The sequence below is a fragment of the Jeotgalicoccus psychrophilus DSM 19085 genome, from assembly GCF_000425845.1.
In the GTDB taxonomy this organism is placed as follows: domain Bacteria; phylum Bacillota; class Bacilli; order Staphylococcales; family Salinicoccaceae; genus Jeotgalicoccus; species Jeotgalicoccus psychrophilus.
In genome coordinates, this window is the sequence record NZ_AUEF01000023.1 from 1 (window position 1) to 18,646 (window position 18,646).

General features: G+C 39.6%; 15 protein-coding genes, 23 tRNA genes, 2 rRNA genes and 1 riboswitch. Of the genes, 34 read left to right on the forward strand and 6 right to left on the reverse strand.

The features are described from left to right. From H625_RS0108165 to H625_RS13260, 28 genes are all read left to right on the forward strand, one after another. Positions 1 to 109, forward strand: a 23S ribosomal RNA gene (locus H625_RS0108165); the annotation flags it as partial. Between the two features lie 83 nt (positions 110 to 192). Further along, positions 193 to 307, forward strand: a 5S ribosomal RNA gene (gene rrf / locus H625_RS0108170). A gap of 76 nt (positions 308 to 383) precedes the next feature. Continuing rightward, positions 384 to 459, forward strand: a tRNA-Val gene (locus H625_RS0108175). Between the two features lie 4 nt (positions 460 to 463). Beyond that, positions 464 to 539 (forward strand) — tRNA-Thr (locus H625_RS0108180). A gap of 11 nt (positions 540 to 550) precedes the next feature. After that, positions 551 to 623: transfer RNA gene (locus H625_RS0108185), tRNA-Lys, on the forward strand. Positions 624 to 634: 11 nt separating this feature from the next. Then, a tRNA-Leu gene (locus H625_RS0108190) sits at positions 635 to 719 on the forward strand. 33 nt (positions 720 to 752) lie between these two features. Next, positions 753 to 827, forward strand: a tRNA-Gly gene (locus tag H625_RS0108195). 6 nt (positions 828 to 833) lie between these two features. Beyond that, positions 834 to 922, forward strand: a tRNA-Leu gene (locus tag H625_RS0108200). Between the two features lie 20 nt (positions 923 to 942). Beyond that, positions 943 to 1,016, forward strand: a tRNA-Arg gene (locus H625_RS0108205). A 10-nt stretch (positions 1,017 to 1,026) separates the two neighbouring features. Then, positions 1,027 to 1,100 (forward strand) — tRNA-Pro (locus H625_RS0108210). A gap of 26 nt (positions 1,101 to 1,126) precedes the next feature. Then, a tRNA-Ala gene (locus H625_RS0108215) sits at positions 1,127 to 1,202 on the forward strand. A 41-nt stretch (positions 1,203 to 1,243) separates the two neighbouring features. Continuing rightward, positions 1,244 to 1,320, forward strand: a tRNA-Met gene (locus tag H625_RS0108220). A gap of 5 nt (positions 1,321 to 1,325) precedes the next feature. Further along, positions 1,326 to 1,402 (forward strand) — tRNA-Ile (locus H625_RS0108225). A gap of 20 nt (positions 1,403 to 1,422) precedes the next feature. Further along, a tRNA-Ser gene (locus tag H625_RS0108230) sits at positions 1,423 to 1,515 on the forward strand. A gap of 21 nt (positions 1,516 to 1,536) precedes the next feature. Continuing rightward, positions 1,537 to 1,608, forward strand: a tRNA-Met gene (locus H625_RS0108235). Positions 1,609 to 1,634: 26 nt separating this feature from the next. Next, a tRNA-Asp gene (locus H625_RS0108240) sits at positions 1,635 to 1,710 on the forward strand. Between the two features lie 30 nt (positions 1,711 to 1,740). Then, positions 1,741 to 1,816 (forward strand) — tRNA-Phe (locus tag H625_RS0108245). A 5-nt stretch (positions 1,817 to 1,821) separates the two neighbouring features. Further along, positions 1,822 to 1,894: transfer RNA gene (locus H625_RS0108250), tRNA-Thr, on the forward strand. Between the two features lie 9 nt (positions 1,895 to 1,903). Further along, positions 1,904 to 1,984: transfer RNA gene (locus tag H625_RS0108255), tRNA-Tyr, on the forward strand. 7 nt (positions 1,985 to 1,991) lie between these two features. Further along, positions 1,992 to 2,062, forward strand: a tRNA-Trp gene (locus H625_RS0108260). Positions 2,063 to 2,071: 9 nt separating this feature from the next. Then, positions 2,072 to 2,147 (forward strand) — tRNA-His (locus H625_RS0108265). Between the two features lie 4 nt (positions 2,148 to 2,151). Continuing rightward, positions 2,152 to 2,223: transfer RNA gene (locus H625_RS0108270), tRNA-Gln, on the forward strand. Positions 2,224 to 2,240: 17 nt separating this feature from the next. Next, positions 2,241 to 2,311 (forward strand) — tRNA-Cys (locus H625_RS0108275). Positions 2,312 to 2,327: 16 nt separating this feature from the next. Then, positions 2,328 to 2,399, forward strand: a tRNA-OTHER gene (locus H625_RS0108280). Between the two features lie 47 nt (positions 2,400 to 2,446). Further along, positions 2,447 to 2,531 (forward strand) — tRNA-Leu (locus tag H625_RS0108285). A gap of 272 nt (positions 2,532 to 2,803) precedes the next feature. Further along, the gene (locus H625_RS0108290; RefSeq protein ID WP_026859496.1) at positions 2,804 to 3,901 is read left to right on the forward strand and encodes a carbohydrate kinase; all 1,098 of its coding nucleotides are present in this window, start codon (positions 2,804 to 2,806) and stop codon (positions 3,899 to 3,901) included. Next, on the forward strand, positions 3,898 to 4,812 hold the full coding sequence (locus tag H625_RS0108295; RefSeq protein WP_026859497.1) for a pseudouridine-5'-phosphate glycosidase: 915 nt from the start codon (positions 3,898 to 3,900) through the stop codon (positions 4,810 to 4,812). The genes H625_RS0108290 and H625_RS0108295 overlap by 4 nt, the downstream gene beginning before the upstream one ends. Positions 4,813 to 4,901: 89 nt before the next feature. Continuing rightward, the gene (locus tag H625_RS13260; protein ID WP_051239032.1) at positions 4,902 to 6,608 is read left to right on the forward strand and encodes an alpha/beta hydrolase family protein; all 1,707 of its coding nucleotides are present in this window, start codon (positions 4,902 to 4,904) and stop codon (positions 6,606 to 6,608) included. A 38-nt stretch (positions 6,609 to 6,646) separates the two neighbouring features. On the opposite strand, the gene H625_RS0108305 is transcribed toward H625_RS13260, so the two are convergent. Then, positions 6,647 to 7,075, reverse strand: a complete 429-nt coding sequence (locus H625_RS0108305) for a MarR family winged helix-turn-helix transcriptional regulator (RefSeq protein ID WP_026859498.1) — start codon at positions 7,073 to 7,075, stop codon at positions 6,647 to 6,649. Positions 7,076 to 7,169: 94 nt separating this feature from the next. On the opposite strand from H625_RS0108305, the gene H625_RS0108310 reads away from it, so the two are divergent. Then, a complete protein-coding gene (locus H625_RS0108310) occupies positions 7,170 to 8,573 on the forward strand; it encodes a DHA2 family efflux MFS transporter permease subunit (RefSeq protein WP_026859499.1) in 1,404 nt (467 codons plus the stop codon). A 39-nt stretch (positions 8,574 to 8,612) separates the two neighbouring features. Here the strand turns inward: H625_RS0108310 and H625_RS0108315 are convergent, their stop codons facing one another. Then, positions 8,613 to 9,416 carry a hypothetical protein gene (locus H625_RS0108315; protein WP_026859500.1) on the reverse strand — a complete coding sequence of 268 codons (804 nt, stop codon included), beginning with the start codon at positions 9,414 to 9,416 and terminating at the stop codon, positions 8,613 to 8,615. 84 nt (positions 9,417 to 9,500) lie between these two features. Then, positions 9,501 to 10,829, reverse strand: coding sequence for an MFS transporter (locus H625_RS12845; protein ID WP_051239033.1), 1,329 nt, complete (start codon positions 10,827 to 10,829; stop codon positions 9,501 to 9,503). Positions 10,830 to 10,934: 105 nt separating this feature from the next. On the opposite strand from H625_RS12845, the gene H625_RS0108325 reads away from it, so the two are divergent. Continuing rightward, complete coding sequence (locus tag H625_RS0108325) at positions 10,935 to 12,185, forward strand: helix-turn-helix domain-containing protein (protein WP_026859501.1); 1,251 nt, start codon at positions 10,935 to 10,937, stop codon at positions 12,183 to 12,185. Positions 12,186 to 12,323: 138 nt separating this feature from the next. Here the strand turns inward: H625_RS0108325 and H625_RS0108330 are convergent, their stop codons facing one another. Next, positions 12,324 to 13,628, reverse strand: a complete 1,305-nt coding sequence (locus H625_RS0108330; RefSeq protein ID WP_026859502.1) for a Na+/H+ antiporter NhaC family protein — start codon at positions 13,626 to 13,628, stop codon at positions 12,324 to 12,326. 64 nt (positions 13,629 to 13,692) lie between these two features. Then, positions 13,693 to 13,794, reverse strand: a riboswitch (SAM riboswitch). A 258-nt stretch (positions 13,795 to 14,052) separates the two neighbouring features. Here H625_RS0108330 and H625_RS0108335 point away from each other — a divergent pair. The 3 genes from H625_RS0108335 (at position 14,053) to H625_RS0108345 (ending at position 17,188) form a co-directional block, all read left to right on the forward strand. Further along, entirely contained in the window at positions 14,053 to 14,583 is a 531-nt protein-coding gene (locus H625_RS0108335; protein WP_026859503.1) for a YceI family protein, read from the forward strand. Positions 14,584 to 14,782: 199 nt separating this feature from the next. After that, on the forward strand, positions 14,783 to 15,775 hold the full coding sequence (locus H625_RS0108340; RefSeq protein ID WP_026859504.1) for an LLM class flavin-dependent oxidoreductase: 993 nt from the start codon (positions 14,783 to 14,785) through the stop codon (positions 15,773 to 15,775). A 75-nt stretch (positions 15,776 to 15,850) separates the two neighbouring features. Further along, positions 15,851 to 17,188 (forward strand): FAD-dependent oxidoreductase, encoded by a 1,338-nt coding sequence (locus H625_RS0108345; RefSeq protein ID WP_035785561.1) that lies wholly within the window; start codon positions 15,851 to 15,853, stop codon positions 17,186 to 17,188. A gap of 37 nt (positions 17,189 to 17,225) precedes the next feature. Here the strand turns inward: H625_RS0108345 and H625_RS0108350 are convergent, their stop codons facing one another. Beyond that, complete coding sequence (locus H625_RS0108350; RefSeq protein WP_026859506.1) at positions 17,226 to 17,780, reverse strand: Maf family protein; 555 nt, start codon at positions 17,778 to 17,780, stop codon at positions 17,226 to 17,228. 164 nt (positions 17,781 to 17,944) lie between these two features. Here H625_RS0108350 and H625_RS0108355 point away from each other — a divergent pair, with 164 nt between their 5' ends. Then, positions 17,945 to 18,301: a DUF6176 family protein gene (locus H625_RS0108355; protein ID WP_026859507.1), complete on the forward strand. Its 357-nt coding sequence runs from the start codon at positions 17,945 to 17,947 to the stop codon at positions 18,299 to 18,301. A 47-nt stretch (positions 18,302 to 18,348) separates the two neighbouring features. On the opposite strand, the gene H625_RS0108360 is transcribed toward H625_RS0108355, so the two are convergent. After that, positions 18,349 to 18,646 (reverse strand): IS3 family transposase (locus H625_RS0108360; protein WP_026859508.1); only part of this gene is annotated, 298 nt, incomplete at its 5' end.

Here is an 18,646-nt window from a genome sequence, read left to right on the forward strand (position 1 = left end):
TGAGATTTCCCCAATAGATGCCTCAGAGACTATGAGGTTGATAGGTTTGGCGTGTAAGTGTGGCAACACATTCAGCGGACAAATACTAATCCATCGATGACTTATTCAAAAGTAAGACCAGAAATTAAAAGAGTGCGTTCACTCTTCTCGATACTTCTATCCGGTTTTGAATGTATATACATTCACTAATAGTCTGGCGGCGATGGCGGAGAGGCCACACCTGTTCCCATGTCGAACACAGCAGTTAAGCTCTCCAGCGCCGATGGTAGTTGGACTGACGTCCCGCAAGAGTAGGACGCTGCCAGGCTGTTACATATTTTAAAAAACAATTGAAAATAATGATTGATTTATCAATCGATATATAAGATAATAGTATCTTACATGGAGAATTAGCTCAGCTGGGAGAGCATCTGCCTTACAAGCAGAGGGTCGGCGGTTCGAACCCGTCATTCTCCACCATGTAGCCGGCCTAGCTCAATTGGTAGAGCAACTGACTTGTAATCAGTAGGTTGGGGGTTCAAGTCCTCTGGCCGGCACCATCTCTTAACAAGAGCCATTAGCTCAGTTGGTAGAGCATCTGACTTTTAATCAGAGGGTCGCAGGTTCGAATCCTGCATGGCTCACATTTAGATACGCGGGTATGGCGGAACTGGCAGACGCACTAGACTTAGGATCTAGCGCTTTAGGGCGTGGGGGTTCGACTCCCTTTACCCGCACCATTTTAAAATTAACTTATACAAATAGTATAGTCAGCGGAAGTAGTTCAGTGGTAGAACATCACCTTGCCAAGGTGGGGGTCGCGGGTTCGAATCCCGTCTTCCGCTCCAGTTTAAGCCGGGGTGGCGGAACTGGCAGACGCACAGGACTTAAAATCCTGCGATAAGTGATTATCGTACCGGTTCGATTCCGGTCCTCGGCACCATTTGAATTTAATAATGCAATGCGCCCATAGCTCAATTGGATAGAGCGTCTGACTACGGATCAGAAGGTTAGGGGTTCGACTCCTCTTGGGCGCGCTTATAGAAACGGGAAGTAGCTCAGCTTGGTAGAGCACTTGGTTTGGGACCAAGGGGTCGCAGGTTCGAATCCTGTCTTCCCGACTCTTTTAAAAATGAAATATTATAATGGGGGCTTAGCTCAGCTGGGAGAGCGCCTGCCTTGCACGCAGGAGGTCAGCGGTTCGATCCCGCTAGTCTCCACCATTATTTAAAAAGTCAAAGTTATAGTGAAAATAATTTAACTCGGCGGCGTAGCTCAGCTGGCTAGAGCGTACGGTTCATACCCGTGAGGTCGGGGGTTCGATCCCCTCTGCCGCCACCATTTTTGGACCTTTAGCTCAGTTGGTCAGAGCAAACGGCTCATAACCGTTGGGTCGCAGGTTCGAGTCCTGCAAGGTCCACCATAGCTTAAACTTAATATCGCGGAGGAATACCCAAGTTCGGCTGAAGGGATCGGTCTTGAAAACCGACAGGGGCTTAACGGCTCGCGGGGGTTCGAATCCCTCTTCCTCCGCCATTTTTAATTTAATATTATTATCGCGGGATGGAGCAGTGGTAGCTCGTCGGGCTCATAACCCGGAGGTCGAAGGTTCGAATCCTTCTCCCGCAATTATTTTTTTGAAAGTTTATAAATAAGGTCCCGTGGTGTAGCGGTTAACATGCCTGCCTGTCACGCAGGAGATCGCGGGTTCGATTCCCGTCGGGACCGCCATTTTTAATTAATGAAAACTTCACATATAGTGGTTTAGTAGCTCAGTTGGTAGAGCATGTGATTGAAGCTCACAGTGTCGGCGGTTCGATTCCGTCCTGAACCACCATTTAAGCCGGCCTAGCTCAATTGGTAGAGCAACTGACTTGTAATCAGTAGGTTGGGGGTTCAAGTCCTCTGGCCGGCATTTTTTTACGGAAGGGTAGCGAAGTGGCTAAACGCGGCGGACTGTAAATCCGCTCCTTCGGGTTCGGCAGTTCGAATCTGCCCCCTTCCATTAGTATAGGGGTATCGTATAATGGTAATATAGAGGTCTCCAAAACCTTTGATGTGGGTTCGATTCCTACTACCCCTGCATTTTATGGCGATTGTGGTGAAGTGGTTAACACACCGGATTGTGGTTCCGGCATACGTGGGTTCGATCCCCATCAGTCGCCCCATTTTTGGGCTGTAGCCAAGCGGTAAGGCAACGGGTTTTGGTCTCGTGACGCGAAGGTTCGAATCCTTCCAGCCCAGTTTTTATAGTTTCCTTTGGCGCCATAGCCAAGTGGTAAGGCAGAGGACTGCAAATCCTCTATCACCGGTTCAAATCCGGTTGGCGCCTTAAACAATACTTTTATGCGGAAGTAGTTTAGTGTTCAGAACATGCTTCTTCCTGAAGCAAGACATAGGTTCAAATCCTATCTTCCGCTTTATACTTTTAAACTAATTAGACAGCTAATTAGTCTTTTTTTAATTAGCCACCGTGGCGGAACAGGCAGACGCGTTGGACTCAAAATCCAATTCTCGTTAAGAGAGTGTCGGTTCGATCCCGACCGGTGGTATACAGTAAACACTGTGCTTCTTGCACAGTGTTTTTTTGTTTATATAGATTTATTTTGATGTTGATTAACATTTTTCTTTGTAAAGTTCATAATATAAAGTGTATATTATACTTAATTCCTTTAATAAATGTACCTTTAGTGAAAATATTCTCATAATTTTAATTAAAAGCGTTACTTTTTAACATAACTATGGCTGATTTGTGTTAAAATAAGTTTTTATTGCTTAAATACCTTATATTTAAAGCAGTAAAAAGTGAGCTAGGAGGATAACAATGCATCCTAAAGAAAATGACATTTTAAAACATATAAAGGATAACCCTTTCATATCACAAACTGAACTGGCTAAAAAGGTAGGACTGACAAGTTCTGCAGTAGCAGCAATCGTATCTGAGCTTGTTAAAAAAGAGTTCATTCAGGGGCAGGCCTATGTGCTGAATGCCGAGTATCCGATTGTCTGTGTTGGTGCGGCTAACGTTGACCGTAAGTTCTTCGTTCACGATGAGCTGTTACACGGCACATCGAATCCAATTCAGTCTGCACATTCGGTCGGCGGTGTTGCACGTAATATTGGTGAAAACCTCGGCAGACTTGGTGAGAGTGTCGCCTTAATTACGACACGCGGTGATGATGGTGAATGGAAGACGATTCACGATTCGAGTTCACCGTTTATCAACCTTGATTTTGCAGAACATATAGAAGGTCAGAGTACAGGTTGTTACACCGCTTTAATCAGTCATGAAGGTGAGATGGAGTATGGTTTCGCTGATATGAACATCTACGATCATTTGACACCTGAAGTGCTGATTAAACAGACATATATATTAAAGCGTGCAAAATGCATCGTTGCAGATCTAAATACGCCTAAAGTATCCCTCGACTTCTTATGTGCATACGCAGAGAAACATAATCTTAATCTTGTGCTTATACCTGTATCGGGACCGAAGATGAACCGTATGCCGGATAATTTAAAACCGGTGGATTGGATAATCGTCAATAGAGATGAAACAGAAGCACATTTTAATATTAAGATTAACAGTGATGAAGAGCTGCTTGAAGCAGCAAGTATGTGGAATGATGCAGGTGTCAGTCATGTTATTGTGACGAATGGTGTTAAATCGATAGCTTACAGCGGCAAGAACGGCGCCGGTAAAGTATACAGCATAATCCCCTCGGATAAAGTTGTTGATGTCACAGGTGCGGGAGATTCGTTTTCCAGCGCAATTGTCTACGGCTGGCTGAAAGGTTATTCAATAGATGACATCGTTAAGATGGCAATGATGAACAGCAGCAAGACAATAGAGACAGAATTTACCGTACGTCAGGATTTAACAGAAAAACAACTTATTAAAGACATGGAGGAAGTTAAATGAATCATTTAATCGAATTACACCCGGATGTTAAAGAAGCGTTAGCAAGCAATAAACCGGTAATTGCTTTAGAATCAACTATTATTTCTCATGGTATGCCTTACCCGCAAAACGTGGAAATGGCTAAAAAAGTAGAAGATATCGTGCGCGAAGGCGGAGCGGTTCCTGCAACAATTGCAATTATGGACGGCAAGATTAAAGTAGGACTTGATGAGGCTTCACTTGAGAAACTTGGTAATTCAGAAGGCGTTGCGAAAGTATCACGCCGCGACCTTGCAGAAATCATTGCATCAAAACGTATCGGTGCAACAACTGTAGCATCGACAATGATCTGTGCAGAAATGGCAGGCATTAAATTCTTCGTTACTGGCGGAATCGGCGGCGTACACCGCGGAGTGGAAGATACTATGGATATCTCAGCTGACCTTGATGAATTAGGGAAAACTGATGTAGCTGTAATCTGTGCAGGTGCTAAATCTATTTTAGACCTCGATAAAACGATGGAATATCTTGAAACTAAAGGTGTACCTGTAATCGGTTATCAGACTGAAGTGCTGCCGGCATTCTTCACACGTACAAGTGATATTAAATTAAACACTGTGTCTGAAACAACAGCAGACATTGCTGCGATTATTAAAGCAAAACATGACCTTAAACTTGAAGGTGGCGTTGTTATCGCTAACCCTATTTTAGAAAGTGACGAGCTGCCTAAAGAATACATCGACAAGATTGTTCTGGAAGCTGTTAAAGAAGCTGAAGAAAACGGCATCGGCGGTAAAGATTCAACACCATTCCTATTAGGTAAAATTGTAGAAAAAACAGAAGGTAAATCTCTAGAGGCCAACATTAAATTAGTGTATAACAACGCTAAAGTCGGCACACAGATCGCTGTAGACTACTTTAATATGCAATAATTATAAAAATGAGCCCTAATCCTTACAATTCGCTGAGGATTAGGGTATTTTTATATATAAGGATTACATAATTTAAAGAGGGTGCCGAAGTGACGGAGTTTACTAAATATCTATCATTAAAACTGGATAAAACAAAAGAAAATTTGTATGTTATTTCTGATGAAACAGGAAAGCGCGAACTGCACAGCTATAATATTAAAGATAAAAGTTATGTGAAAATATCAGATGAACAGGAAAACGTTAAAAACTACTGGTTTGAAGATGAAGGCTTATTAATTGCAACGGATTTAAACGGCAATGAACGTGAGCAGCTGACGCATTTTAAAGGGCAAGAAGTGAATCAGCTGACGGCGGACGATGACTATTATCATCATTACGGTGTCCATATGGACGGCAGGTTTATGTATCTTAGACATCATAAAGAAGGCAAGACGTTTGAAATGATTGATTACGAGGACGGGCAGCAGGCTGTTCTTAAATCATTTGAGACACCATCATCAATAATCGGCAAATTTGATGAAGATCATATACTGATGAGCCAGGCTGTAAATAATTTAGATAAAAAAATATTTCTGTATAATATAAAAACAGCGGAATTAACAGATACCAAACTGCCGCCAGGGCGTTTCGGCAATTACCGTTCTTTAAATGATTCGGAGGCGCTGTTTACGAGTGATTACTTAGAAGGACATTTAAATCTCTATAAACTAAATAAAGACACTTTTGAATTTAAAAAGCTGACTTATTTTAAATGGGATATTCAAAAAGTTATTGTGCTTGAAGATAAAAACACTGTGGTTTTTGAAGTAAATAAAAAAGGTTACTCGAAACTGTTTAAGTACAATGTTCAGGATGATCTACTTGAAACACTGGATTTCTTCAGTGAAGGAGTAATGCATTCACTGGTTAATTCAGGCAATACGCTGTATGCACTGTATTCCGATATGGGTACGCCGCATGCAGTATATGAATTCAATTTAATAGATGGAAGTACAGAAAAACTATTCGGCAACGATAAAATTGAAACTGTTATTAACACGATGTATTCGACATATCCGTCATTTGACGGGCTGGATGTGCCTTACTACTTATATCAGCAGCAAAGTGAGCATACACCGACGGCAATACACGTGCATGGTGGACCGGAATCAGAGGCTCGGCCGGAATTCAACGAACTGTATTATAAGCTCTACAAAGAGGGCTATCAGATTGCTGTACCGAATATTAGAGGCTCAACGGGCTATTCCAAATTTTATATCGGTCTCGATAATCAGGAGAAGCGTATCGATGCAGCGAAAGATGTGGTTGAGCTGCGGGAGCATTTAATAAATAATCATCAGTCTGATAAAGATAATATTTTTATTATGGGAAGAAGCTACGGCGGCTTTATGACGCTCTTGTTAATTACCCAGTTTCCGAAACTGTGGAAAGGTGCGGTCGATATTGTAGGAATATCGCACTTTACAACACTGCTGTCGAATACACCTCTGTGGCGCAGGGAACAGCGTTCATACGAGTACGGGTTTATCGGTAAACACGATGAATTTATGCAGTGCATCGCACCGCTGAACAATACTCAGAGAATACGCTGCCCGCTAAGAATTTTCCATTCTTATAACGATGTGAGAGTGCCTTATTCTGAATCCGTGCAAATGTATGAAAGAATGAAGAAAGAAAATAAAGATGTCGAGCTGACCGCTTATGAGAACGAAGGACATCAGTATTTGTATACTGAAAATCAGGATGATATGAATACGAAAGTAATAGAATTCTTTAACGAACAGAAAAATAAATAAAAATGAGCCGTTTCACCTGTAGAGGTGAAGCGGCTGTTTTAATTCATTAAATTATTAAATTTCTGAAGCAGATGGGCAAAATCTTCAATTTCTGTATCTTCCCATTCATCAATCATTTTAGCAAAACGCTGCTTTCTGCCTTGTCTGATATGTGCAATCGTATCCCAGCCTTTATTATTAATCTCATAGAGATATGAGCGCCGGTCTGTTTCAGATTTCTTTTTCTTGAGCATTTCATCTTCCATTAAATCGGCAGCTTGTCTGCTGACTGTAGAAATATCAAGGTGAAGTTTTTCTGCGATACTTTTAACACCCATCGGACCATTTTTAGAAATAAGCAGCAGTATTAAATAACTGGCGCGTTTAAATTCCTGTTTTTTATCAGTTTCAGCAATCCGGCTTCTTAAAGCACGGACCATCATAGCAATTTCCAATTCTAAAACTTCCAATGAGTCATCGTTAACCATTCTAAGCACGTCCTTTCAAATTCTATTCTTGACTTTATATATAGTTGTATTATACAATCAATAATTGTGTAAGTCTATGAAAGAAGGAAAATGAATGAGTTTAGCAAATGAAAACAGCAGTAAATTAACAGATAAAAACAGAACGATATTAATGGCTGTGCTTTTATCGGGTGCATTTGCAGCAATATTAAATCAGACACTCTTAGCGACAGCGATACCTCACATAATGACTGATTTGAATCTGGAAGCTGATGTTGCTCAGTGGCTGCAGTCGGTCTTCATGCTCGTTAACGGAATTATGATACCAATTACAGCATTTTTAATTAATAAATTCTCAACGAGAACGTTATTCTTTACCGCGATGTCGCTGTTTGGCCTTGGAACGCTGATATGCGGTATTTCGCCGTCATTCTCTGTGCTAATGGCAGGCCGTATTTTACAGGCCGCAGGGGCAGGTATTATAATGCCGCTGATGCAGACGATTTTATTCTTGGTTTATCCGCGCGATCAGCGTGGTAAAGCGATGGGAATGTTCGGTCTTGTCATAAGTTTTGCACCGGCAATCGGACCGACACTGTCGGGATGGTTTATCGATATATATCCATGGCGAGGACTGTTTTACATGTTGCTGCCGATCGTAATTATCGATTTAATCGTTGCATACTTTATTTTGAGAAATGTTACAGAGAAGACGAATCCAAAGCTCGATATGACGTCTATTCTTTTATCGACACTTGGATTTGGGGGACTGCTTTACGGGTTCAGTGCAGCAGGTAACAGCGGCTGGCTGAGTCTTACGGTAATTCTGCCGATTATAGTTGGTGCAGTTTCGCTGTACATGTTTATTAAACGTCAGAACAGACTGGAAGAACCGATTTTAGAGTTCGGAGTATTCAAAGATAAAATCTTTACTCTGTCGACATCTTTAGGAATGATTGTCTTTATGTCGATGATCGGCGGAGCAGTAATTCTGCCGATATTCATGCAGACAATGCTCGGTTTCAGTGCAATGGAATCTGGTATGATGCTGCTTCCTGGTGCATTAATTATGGGGCTGATGAGTCCAATTACAGGCCGGCTGTTCGATAAATACGGTGCGAGATGGCTCGCTATTATCGGACTTGGCATGCTGACGGTGACGACGCTAATGTTTGCGAACCTGAGTACAGAAACTACCTTTACGTATCTCGCAGTCGTCAACTCCTTTCGTATGCTTGGTGTGGCGATGGTGATGATGCCGGTAACAACAGAAGGACTCAACAGATTATCGAACTCGCTTGTACCGCATGGTACTGCGATGAGTAATACGATGAGACAAGTTGCCGGAGCAGTCGGGACCGCATTATTGGTCTCAATTATGACCAATACAATGCGACCGGGAGAAGGTACTGAAGGTATGATACATGGTGTTAATATGTCATTCCTGTTTGCAGGTATACTGGCATTTGTCGGGTTTGTACTTGCCTTTAAACTAAGCAGAACAAAAGATATGGATTAAAATTAAAAAGCTTACTGTCATTTGACAGTAAGCTTTTTTCTATGATTCGCTCGTATTTGAACCTTTAGCTCTTAAATACTGAGCGATAATAATAATGATTAAACCGATGAACATAAAGTACTGTACGATAAACTCCGATACTCCATTTAAGAAATCGAAAGGATAAATCAAGCGCCCTGCACTGTAAATCAGCAGTACAATAAAAATTAACTTGCTGGCCCACGATTCAGAACTGAAAATGAAGTACACTGAAGCGGCAGCGACAACAACAAATACGACAAAGAGCAGTGTATCGACTGCAGAAGCATCGTAAGACGTGATTTTTAAAGGACTGAGTATTTCAGAATTCATAAACAGTATTAAAAGGTTCGCACCGACAAACAGAATTAAAAATAAGAAACCGGAAATCAGCTGCTTATTTCCGCGCGCTGAGGACTGATGTTTTATACCGTGGTTCATTAAAGGAACCATGGCCAGTATTAACACGATAATTCCAGGCAGCACTAGTGAAATAACGATTTCTCCAAAGATGAAAATACATGCTGAGAACAGTATGGCAAAATAGACACCGAGAATTGCTGCATCAGACCAGTATTTATTCCGTTCTTTCGGTAAATCTTTTGAAGCTACACGGGCAACATCTTTTGTTTTGGCGTTGTAATACGTTACGTAATCCTTGCCGGAACCTACCATCACATCAGCCATTATATACAATCTTTTATACTTCGCATCTTCGGTAACAAAGTGTTTATCAAACTCAGTATTCAGCGAGTTAAATGCCAGCTGATCATCTTCAGACAGCCCGCTGAATACTCTTTCATATTCATTTTTATAATTCGTCATAAAAACATCCTTGTATAATATATAATATTCATAATTATATCAGATATTGAGCATTATATATTGTTATATGTGTGCGTTTTCATGTCATTCCCCAGAAGATTTGAGCTCAGCAGAAATTCTTAAAACATCGGCTTTGGATTCAGTGATAACCCGTTTATTAAGGAATATAAGCGTGACAGCAATCAGTGCAGCAAAACTGATGCCGTGAATAATCCAGAAAGGAATGTAATCGTAAGCGAAACCGTAAAGTAATGTACCGGCTGGTGTTATGGAAGAAGCAAATAACCCTATGGCTGAAAACACTCTGCCCTTTATATACTGCGGAACAGTCAGCTGCACATAAGTGAACAGTGGAACGTTAATCACCTGCAGCATGGCAGCTACAGAGAAGCCCATTGCAGCAAAGAACACTATTGAATAGGTATCTGTCATGTTTGTGTAAAGCGGAAGTAAATATAACGGTATTGTAAAAGTCCATAACAGCAGAGAGATTTTCATCAGCCCAACAGGATTCTTAAATTGTTTGACTGAGCCGATTATAATTCCGGCAATTAGTACGCCGACACCGTCAAATGCATTAATTAACCCCACAGTTTCAGGCTCAAATTTAAGTTCTGTAATCATTGCTTTCTCAGGATAAATTCCCATTAAAGATGCAAAGAAATTAATAAATGCAGCCATCATGAAGACCCGGAGGAAGACATATGAATTTTTAATGTATTCAATACCCTGCCAGACATCGTGCTTGAACTTTCCGAAAGCTGAAGCGGCCTCAGTTGCAGTCGTGTCATTTAAAACATAATCCTCCGAATCATAATATAAATCGAATTTAATAAAGAAATCGAGGAGAGTAGAGACAGCATAGGTAATCGTGAAAATTAAAATCATAATATAGAAATCAAACAGTCCGAACAGTACACCGCCCATTGCCGGACCGATAATAATCGCAGAAGACATAATGGCAGAAACATAACCCATCACTTTTTGAATTCGTTCTTTATGAAACATCTCGGTCATCGATGTCTGGAATGAATTTGACACAAAAGGATTTACTAAGGCAGTTAGAAATGAAGTAATATAAATCGCAAAAAGATTAAATCCGTTAAAGTAAGTAAAAATCAGTAAACCTGCCATAATAAGCGTCAAAATTATTTCCCCTGATAAAATAATTCTTCTTTTATCGCCAAGATCACTCATTACACCTGACAGCGGCAGCATCAGTGTCATCACGACAGATGTAATTGCTAAATTAATTGCGAAGTACAATGCAGATCCTGTGAAATATAAAATAGAGTAGGACACTGCGAACGTGTAAATTAAACTGCCTAAATTTAATGTCAGTCTGCTGAAAATATAAATAATAAAGTTTAACTTCTCTTCGTGCGGAACTTCTCTGGATAATAATATAAACAACAACCCCCTTTGTTTAATCTGATTAAACTTATCATATAATTATTTTATGTTGTAAGTCAATCGAAAGTTTAATATAATTAAACTAATGTAAATTGGAGTGAGTATATGACTTTAGGTGAACGTATAAAAAAATTGAGAAAAGAACAGGGCTTAACACTTGTTGAATTGGCTGGCAGTAAGATTACTAAAGGTATGCTGTCCTTAATAGAAAATAATAAATCAAATCCATCCATGGATACACTTGAATACCTGGCGGATATACTTGGAGTCAGTATGAGTTATTTAACTCAGCAAGGTGACAGTGAATGGACAAAAGGAATGCTTGAACGCAGTGAACTTTATAATGCTTTTGATTTCCCAACAGAGCTGATCAAAGACGAAATACTGCCGAATATAGATAAAGTCTCACAATCAAAGAACGGTATGACTATTTATCATCTGATTCGTGTGTATTACAGATATACAGGCCAGAGGGACAAGGCAGAAGAGATTACCGATTTAATTGAGAAATTTTATAAAAGTATTGGTCTCGAGAATCTGGCTGTGACTGATAAAATGAACAATGCAATTTCAATGATGTACGAGCAGGATTATAAAAATGCATATGAAACTATGAAACTAATCGAGGCAGATGTTGAAAAGTATAAAGAATATGACAGTAGTACTTATATAAATTACTTATTCTGGAGAAGCTCGTTTGCTGGAGACTTTAATACTGAAGATTTCTTGAAATATGGTCAGCTTCATATTGAAGAAAGCTATAAGACGGAAAACTTTAAATATTATTATTTGCAGAATGTTATGCTCGGGCTTTTTTATTCACATAAAGACGAGCCGGATAAGGCTGAGGAATATCAAGAGAACGTAAGAAGGTATTTATCGTTTAACAGGTCAGATAAGTATAAATTTGAAGTGCTTGATAGGAGCCGGCCAATTAATGTATTTTATCTGTTAAATCAGCCTGATAACATTATTGAGCTTGTTGTGGAATATTTAGAAGAAATGAATCAAATGATCAGTAGTGAAGAGACACACGATGATCCGAAACTGCATAAGGAATATATTAAACAGTATCTGCCGGTATTTGACATGGAACTGGCATATTATAAACAGGACTACGAATATGTGCTCAATAATTTTTCGTATAAAATGTATGAAAGGCCGCAGGCACAGCATCCGCTGGACAGAGTTCTGTTTGCGGTAAGAAGTCTTGTCTATCCACTCTGTTTGTTTGAAACAGGAAAAATTGAAGAGGCAAAAGAGGCTTATTATAAAATAGAAGACACTGTAGCAGATATAAAGGACTCTATATACGCTAAAGAAATGCACATGATTAAAGAGCTTATATTTGAATAGTGATTGAAACGGGATATGCATGAGCATATTCCGTTTTTTTAATGGGAATGACAATGGCATTTCCTGTTGTAAACCGACCATCATTTTCCACCTTTTAAAAAAACGGATACAGCACCGCTGCATCCGACTAACATTTATCTATTTCATTTCATCTTTAGAGTACTTCTTCGGAAATCCAATCAGTATCGCAGCAATTCCACTAAGAATTAACAGAATCGGATAGATTGAATAGGGCATGATTTCTACTGGAGATATTCCTGCTGCAAGTCCAGAAGCGGCAAGCATCTGTCCGCCGTATGGAATCAATCCTTGGAAGCCTGTAGCAAATGTGTCTAGTATACTTGCAGATTTTCTTGGATCAACATCGTATTCATCAGCGATATTTTTCGCAAGCGGACCAGTCATCATAATGGAAATCGTATTGTTAGCAGTGGATACGTCAGTCACGCTGACTAGACTGGCAATCCCAAGTTCAGCGCCTTTTTTCGTTTTAATTTTACTCATTATCGTATCGAGCAGGTAGGTGATACCGCCGTAATGGCTGACGAGACCAATCATTCCTCCGATTAATATCGTAATAATCGCAATTTCCTGCATGCCTGCTATTCCTTCTCCGGCAGCTGATATTAGCGTGAGTATATCAAATGCACCTGTGAACAGTCCAAGTACTCCTGCAAGTACTGCACCGCTCATTAGTACAATCATTACGTCCACGCCGAGTAGCGCGATGATCAGCACTGCAAGATAGGGGAGGACTTCGATAAAGCTGAAGGTATAATTTCCTGTTTCACTAAGCGAAACATCGGCACTGAGAAAATATAATATGACTACAGTAAGCAGTGCTCCCGGCAGTACAATCCAGAAGTTCACTTTAAATTTATCAATCATTTTTACACCCTGTGTTCTTGTAGCAACGATAGTCGTATCGGAAATAAACGATAAGTTATCTCCAAACATCGCACCGCCTATTACAGTCGCGAGTGCGAGTGCCAGCCCAATCTCAGTCTGATCAGCGATACCGATCGCAATTGGTGCAATCGCTACGACTGTACCCATACTTGTTCCCATAGATAAAGAAACAAAACAGCAAATGATAAAAATACCGCTGAGTAAAAGACTGCCCGGGAGGAATGTTAATCCCATATTTACAGTTGAATCAACAGCGCCCATTGCCCCGGCGATTCCGGAGAACGCACCGGACAGCAGAAAGATTACTACAATCAGTATGATATTTTCCTGAGATGCACCTTTTAAATAAGCTGAAAGTTTATCTTTAAATGGTACTTTAAAATATAACAAGAAACCTGCCACTGAAGCGATAATAGCGGCGACAGTAATCGGCATCGCATTGAAGTCTCCTGCGAAGAGTCCCGTACCGATAAATAAAGCAACAAATATAAATAAGGGCAGCAATGACACGATACTGCCTTTTTTATTAGACATATAAATCCTCCTATTGAAAAATCCCCATTACTTATCAGTAAAGATAAGAGATGGGGACGTCCTCGGCTTATCTTCGAGCAGTGTCTGCTCCTGGAATTAGCACAGTACCTTACGATCTGTTGCTGAGGTATCGACGGGCCAGTCCCTACACCTCTCTGGATAAGAAGTTATTTAATTAATGAAATTAAGGATACATGCATAATAAATAAAGGTCAACAATTTAATAATATAAGATAAAAAAGTTTAATTTTTCTGAAAATAGGCAATCGATTCATATATACTTAGAAATGAAAAAATGTATTAAATTTAATTTATTTTAAGTTTGTTACTTGCTTTTTGTAACTAAGTGTATTAATATAATTATAGTAATAGTTCGAAAGCGAAGCATTAAATAACAAACAAAATTTTGGAGGATGAATTAATTATGGCTAAATTTGTATTAGACACAGCACACTCGGAATTAGAATTTACGGTAAAACACATGATGGTAACAAAAGTTAAAGGTACTTTCGGTGATTGGTCAATTAACTTAGATGTAGACAATATTGAAGATCTTTCATCAGCGAAAGTTACAGGAAGAGCAAGCACAGCAACAATCAATACTAAAGTAGCGGATCGCGATGCTCACTTAACATCTGCTGACTTCTTCGATTCAGAAAACTATTCTGACATTACTTTTGAATCAACTAAAATCGAAGGTTCAGGTTCAAAATATGATGTTACTGGTAACTTAACTATTAAAGATGTAACTAAAGAAGTTACTATTCCTTTAGAATTTAACGGTAAAGCGTTAAACCCATGGGGCGTTGATGTTTACGGTTTCGAATCTAAGTTCTCAATCAACCGTGAAGAATTTGGTTTAACTTGGAACCAGGCTCTGGAAACTGGCGGCGTTATGGTTTCTAAGGACGTTAAAGTTAACCTTGAGTTACAATTTAATCCTGCTGAAGCATAAAAATTAGAAATTAAGTAGCTGAAAAATGATATAGATATATGGGTCAATACTCCCTGGTATTCTTCAATGGATATCAGGGAGTATTTTTAAATTCAATATCATGAAGTTCTCAAGCACTTAGTTTCTTAAACATAGGATAAATTGATATTCTTAAAAGAAGAGTATATTTATCGATAAAAAACTAAAGGATGTATAAACTATGAAACTGAGTATATTGGATCAGGCTCCTATAACTAAAGGCAACACAGCTGCGGGTGCTTTAATAAAAGCAGAAGAACTTGCGGTACTGGGTGACGAGCTCGGGTATGAACGTATGTGGATGGCTGAACATCACGGCACATCTGCTTATGCAAGTTCTGCTCCTGAAATTACTGCGGCACATTTGGCAGCTAAAACAAAAAATATCCGTATCGGCACCGGTGGAGTTATGATGATGCATTACTCTCCTTTAAAACTGGCAGAAGTGTTTAAAACACTCAGTGCGTTTGCACCTGGCCGTATTGATTTCGGCATGGGCAGAGCACCAGGCGGGGACCAGTTCTCTATATACGCATTATCAGAAGGACGTCCGCCGATGGTACATAATATGTATGAAAAATTTGATACAGCTCTGCAGCTGATTAACGACGAAGTGCCGGAAAATGAGTTATATAACAGAACAATTGCTACACCATCTAACATCGTATTGCCTGAATCATGGCTGCTTGGTTCGAGCGGCAACAGCGCTGTAGAAGCAGGGCGCCGAGGTGCGGGTTATTCATTCGCTCAGTTTTTTAACGGCCAGCTGTCAAAACCGATTCTCGATGCATATAAAAATAATTTTGAACCCTCTGCTTTTATGGAGAAGCCTGAAATTACAGTATCTTATATGGTCACAGCAGCTGACACGAAAGAAGAAGCTGAATTTGAAGCAAAACCTCAGGATATCTGGCGCCTTCAATTTATGAAAGGCAGAAGCGGACAGCTGTTGACGCCTGAAGAAGCGCAGGATTTTCCGTTAACAGAAATGGACCGCATTAAAATTCACGAAGGCCGTAAATTGCATTTGGTTGGGTCTGCAAAAGAAGTCGCAGCTCAATTACAGGATGAGCAGATAAAATATGGGTTTGATGAAGCAATGATTTGCAGTATTCCGCATTCACAACAAGCGCGTCTTAACGTGTATAAATTGCTGGCCAAGGAATTGTTTTAACAATCTGTCACTGCAGCACTTAGTTTGTTAAACAGTCATCACGGGTAAATATCTGGTGATGATAAACTTAAGGAGATGCTGTATTTGACACATTTTGATGCAATAATAATCGGTTTCGGCAAAGCCGGCAAGACACTGGCAGGAGAACTTGAAAATCGTGACTGGAATGTAGCATTAGTCGAAAAAGATAAAACAATGTACGGCGGAACATGTATTAATATCGCATGTATTCCGACGAAGTTATTAATGCACGATGCACTTGAAAAGAGAGAATACCGCGCTGCTGTTGAACGCAAAAATTCAGTAATCAGCAAACTGCGTGATAAGAACTATCATAGCGTTGCAGATTTAAATAAGGCGAAAGTTTACGATGCTAAAGCGTCGTTTATCAGCGACAGTGAAATTGAAATAGAAGCGGCTAATGGTAAAAAAGAAGTGCTCAGTGCTGATAAAATCTTTATTAATACCGGTGCAGAAAGTGTCATTCCGCCAATTGACGGGGATATAAACTCTGACAAAGTCTACACAAGTACGACATTAATTGATGAAGATGTTCTTCCTGACAAACTGACAATTGTCGGCGGGGGCTATATCGGTCTGGAATTTGCAACGATGTATAATGCTTTCGGTTCAGAAGTCAGTATAATTGTTGCGGACGATAAAATACTAAAATCCGAAGACAGCGATATTGCTGCTGAAATTACTAAGGATATGCAGGAGAGCGGCATTAACTTTATCTTTGGTGAACGCGCAGAAAAAGTGACAGAAGAGAATTATAATAATATTACTGTAACTTTATCGAGTGGCAATGAACTCACATCAAATGCAATATTATTTGCTACGGGACGTAAGCCGAATATAGAAGGACTTGGTCTCGATAACACTTCGGCAGAACTGACGAATAAAAAAGAAATTAAAGTGAATAATCATCTGCAGACTAAAGCTGAGAACATTTATGCGCTCGGTGACGTGAAGGGCGGTATGCAATTTACGTATACGTCGCTCGATGATTACCGTATTGTGAAGAGTCATTTATTTGATGATGGCGAGTATTCGTATGATTCACGAACGAATCTACACTTCACAATGTTTACTGATCCGCCGTATTCCCGTGCAGGATTAACATTGGAAGAAGCACAGGAAAAAGGTTACGAAGCGGCAGAAAACAGTATGCCGATGTCCGGACACCCGAGATCTCATATTAATAATGAGCTTCGCGGTTTATTTAAAGCTGTAGTCGATACTGAGACTAAAGAAATTCTCGGGGTACACTTATACGGTGTTAATTCTGAAGAGCTGATAAATTTAGTGAAATTGGCGATGGATAATAACATTCCTTATACTGCCCTTCGTGATCAGATGTACAATCATCCTGTGATGAGTGAAGCATTTAATGCTTTATTTGATATATAGAGAAATTCCCGGGTGCTGTTTAGCACCCGGGAATTTTTTAAATACCGTATTTTTTTAAAGCTCTGTAAACTTTAGCAAGCGGCAGCCCGACGACGGTATTGTAGTCGCCTTGTATTTCTTTTACAAAGACAGCACCGAAACTTTGGATACCGTAACCTCCGGCTTTGTCATAAGGTTCTTTGGTATTAATATATTGTTCGATTTCAGCTTCTGACAGCTCGTAAAACGTGACTTTTGTACAGTCTGAAATAATTTCCTCGAAGCCTCTTGACTTTAATATGGCAGCGGAGTACACTTCATGAGTACTTCCGGATAGAGTCGTTATCATTTGACGTGCCTCTTTAATTGTGGCTGGTTTTTCATAGATTTTATTATTGCAGCTGACAACTGTGTCGCATGTTAAGAGAACGGAATTATTATCCACTGTCAGGACAGAAGATTTTAATTTGGCAGTCTCAATCACTTTAGTTTCGGGATCGCTGCTGGTAATTAGTTTTTCATCGGCATCAGGAATAAGGATTTCATAATCCAGTCCTGCCTGTGTGAGTAATTCACGGCGTCTTGGCGACTGTGAACCGAGTATAAGTTTCATTAATAATTCCTCCGGTGATTAAAAATATTCTTATCCATTGTCTTTAGCAGTAAAAACGTTATAATGGCGTTAAAGTAATCTTTTTAAATACATATAAAACTAATTAATTTTAATAATACATAGGTTAAACCTAAATAGATAGTCGTTTTAAGAGGGGAGCAATCATGAGAGTAGAATTGACGAAATATAGAGTTAAAGAAGGTAAAAGCAAGCTGGTAGATGAGTGGATTGAGTACATGCATAATCATATGGACGATGTTCTCATGAACCTCGAGGGTGAGAAAATGTTTGTTGAAACAATCTTCCGTGAAGCCTTTAATGATGTAGAGTATTTATACTGGTACAGTGTTCAGGATGACAATCAGTCAGAAGATAATGTATCTAAAACTGATCTTGATGAAAAACATTTGGATTACTGGGAGAAATGTATTGATAAAACATTCAGACCTGAAGATATGAAGGCTGAAATCGTTATGATACCAGAACGTATCAGACGTGCGATGAAATATAATAACGATTAAAAAGGCACCCCCTTTGACGTGATACCCAAAAGTTAGACTATTTGGTGTTATGCTGATTTTAAGGTATGTTTCCTGTATTGAACAGGAGACATGCCTTTTAATTTTGTCTTAATTCTCTTGGTATTATAAAATTCAATATACTCTCGGATAGCGGATTCAAGCAATTCATAAGTGTCAAACTGTTCGCCATAAAACATTTCTTGTTTCAATAAGCCAAAAAAGTTTTCCATGGGTGCATTATCTAAGCAATTCCCTTTTCTAGACATGCTCTGAGTCACATTATAGGTGTCGAGGATATTTACCCATGCTCTGTGTTGGTAATGAAATCCTTGATCTGAATGGATG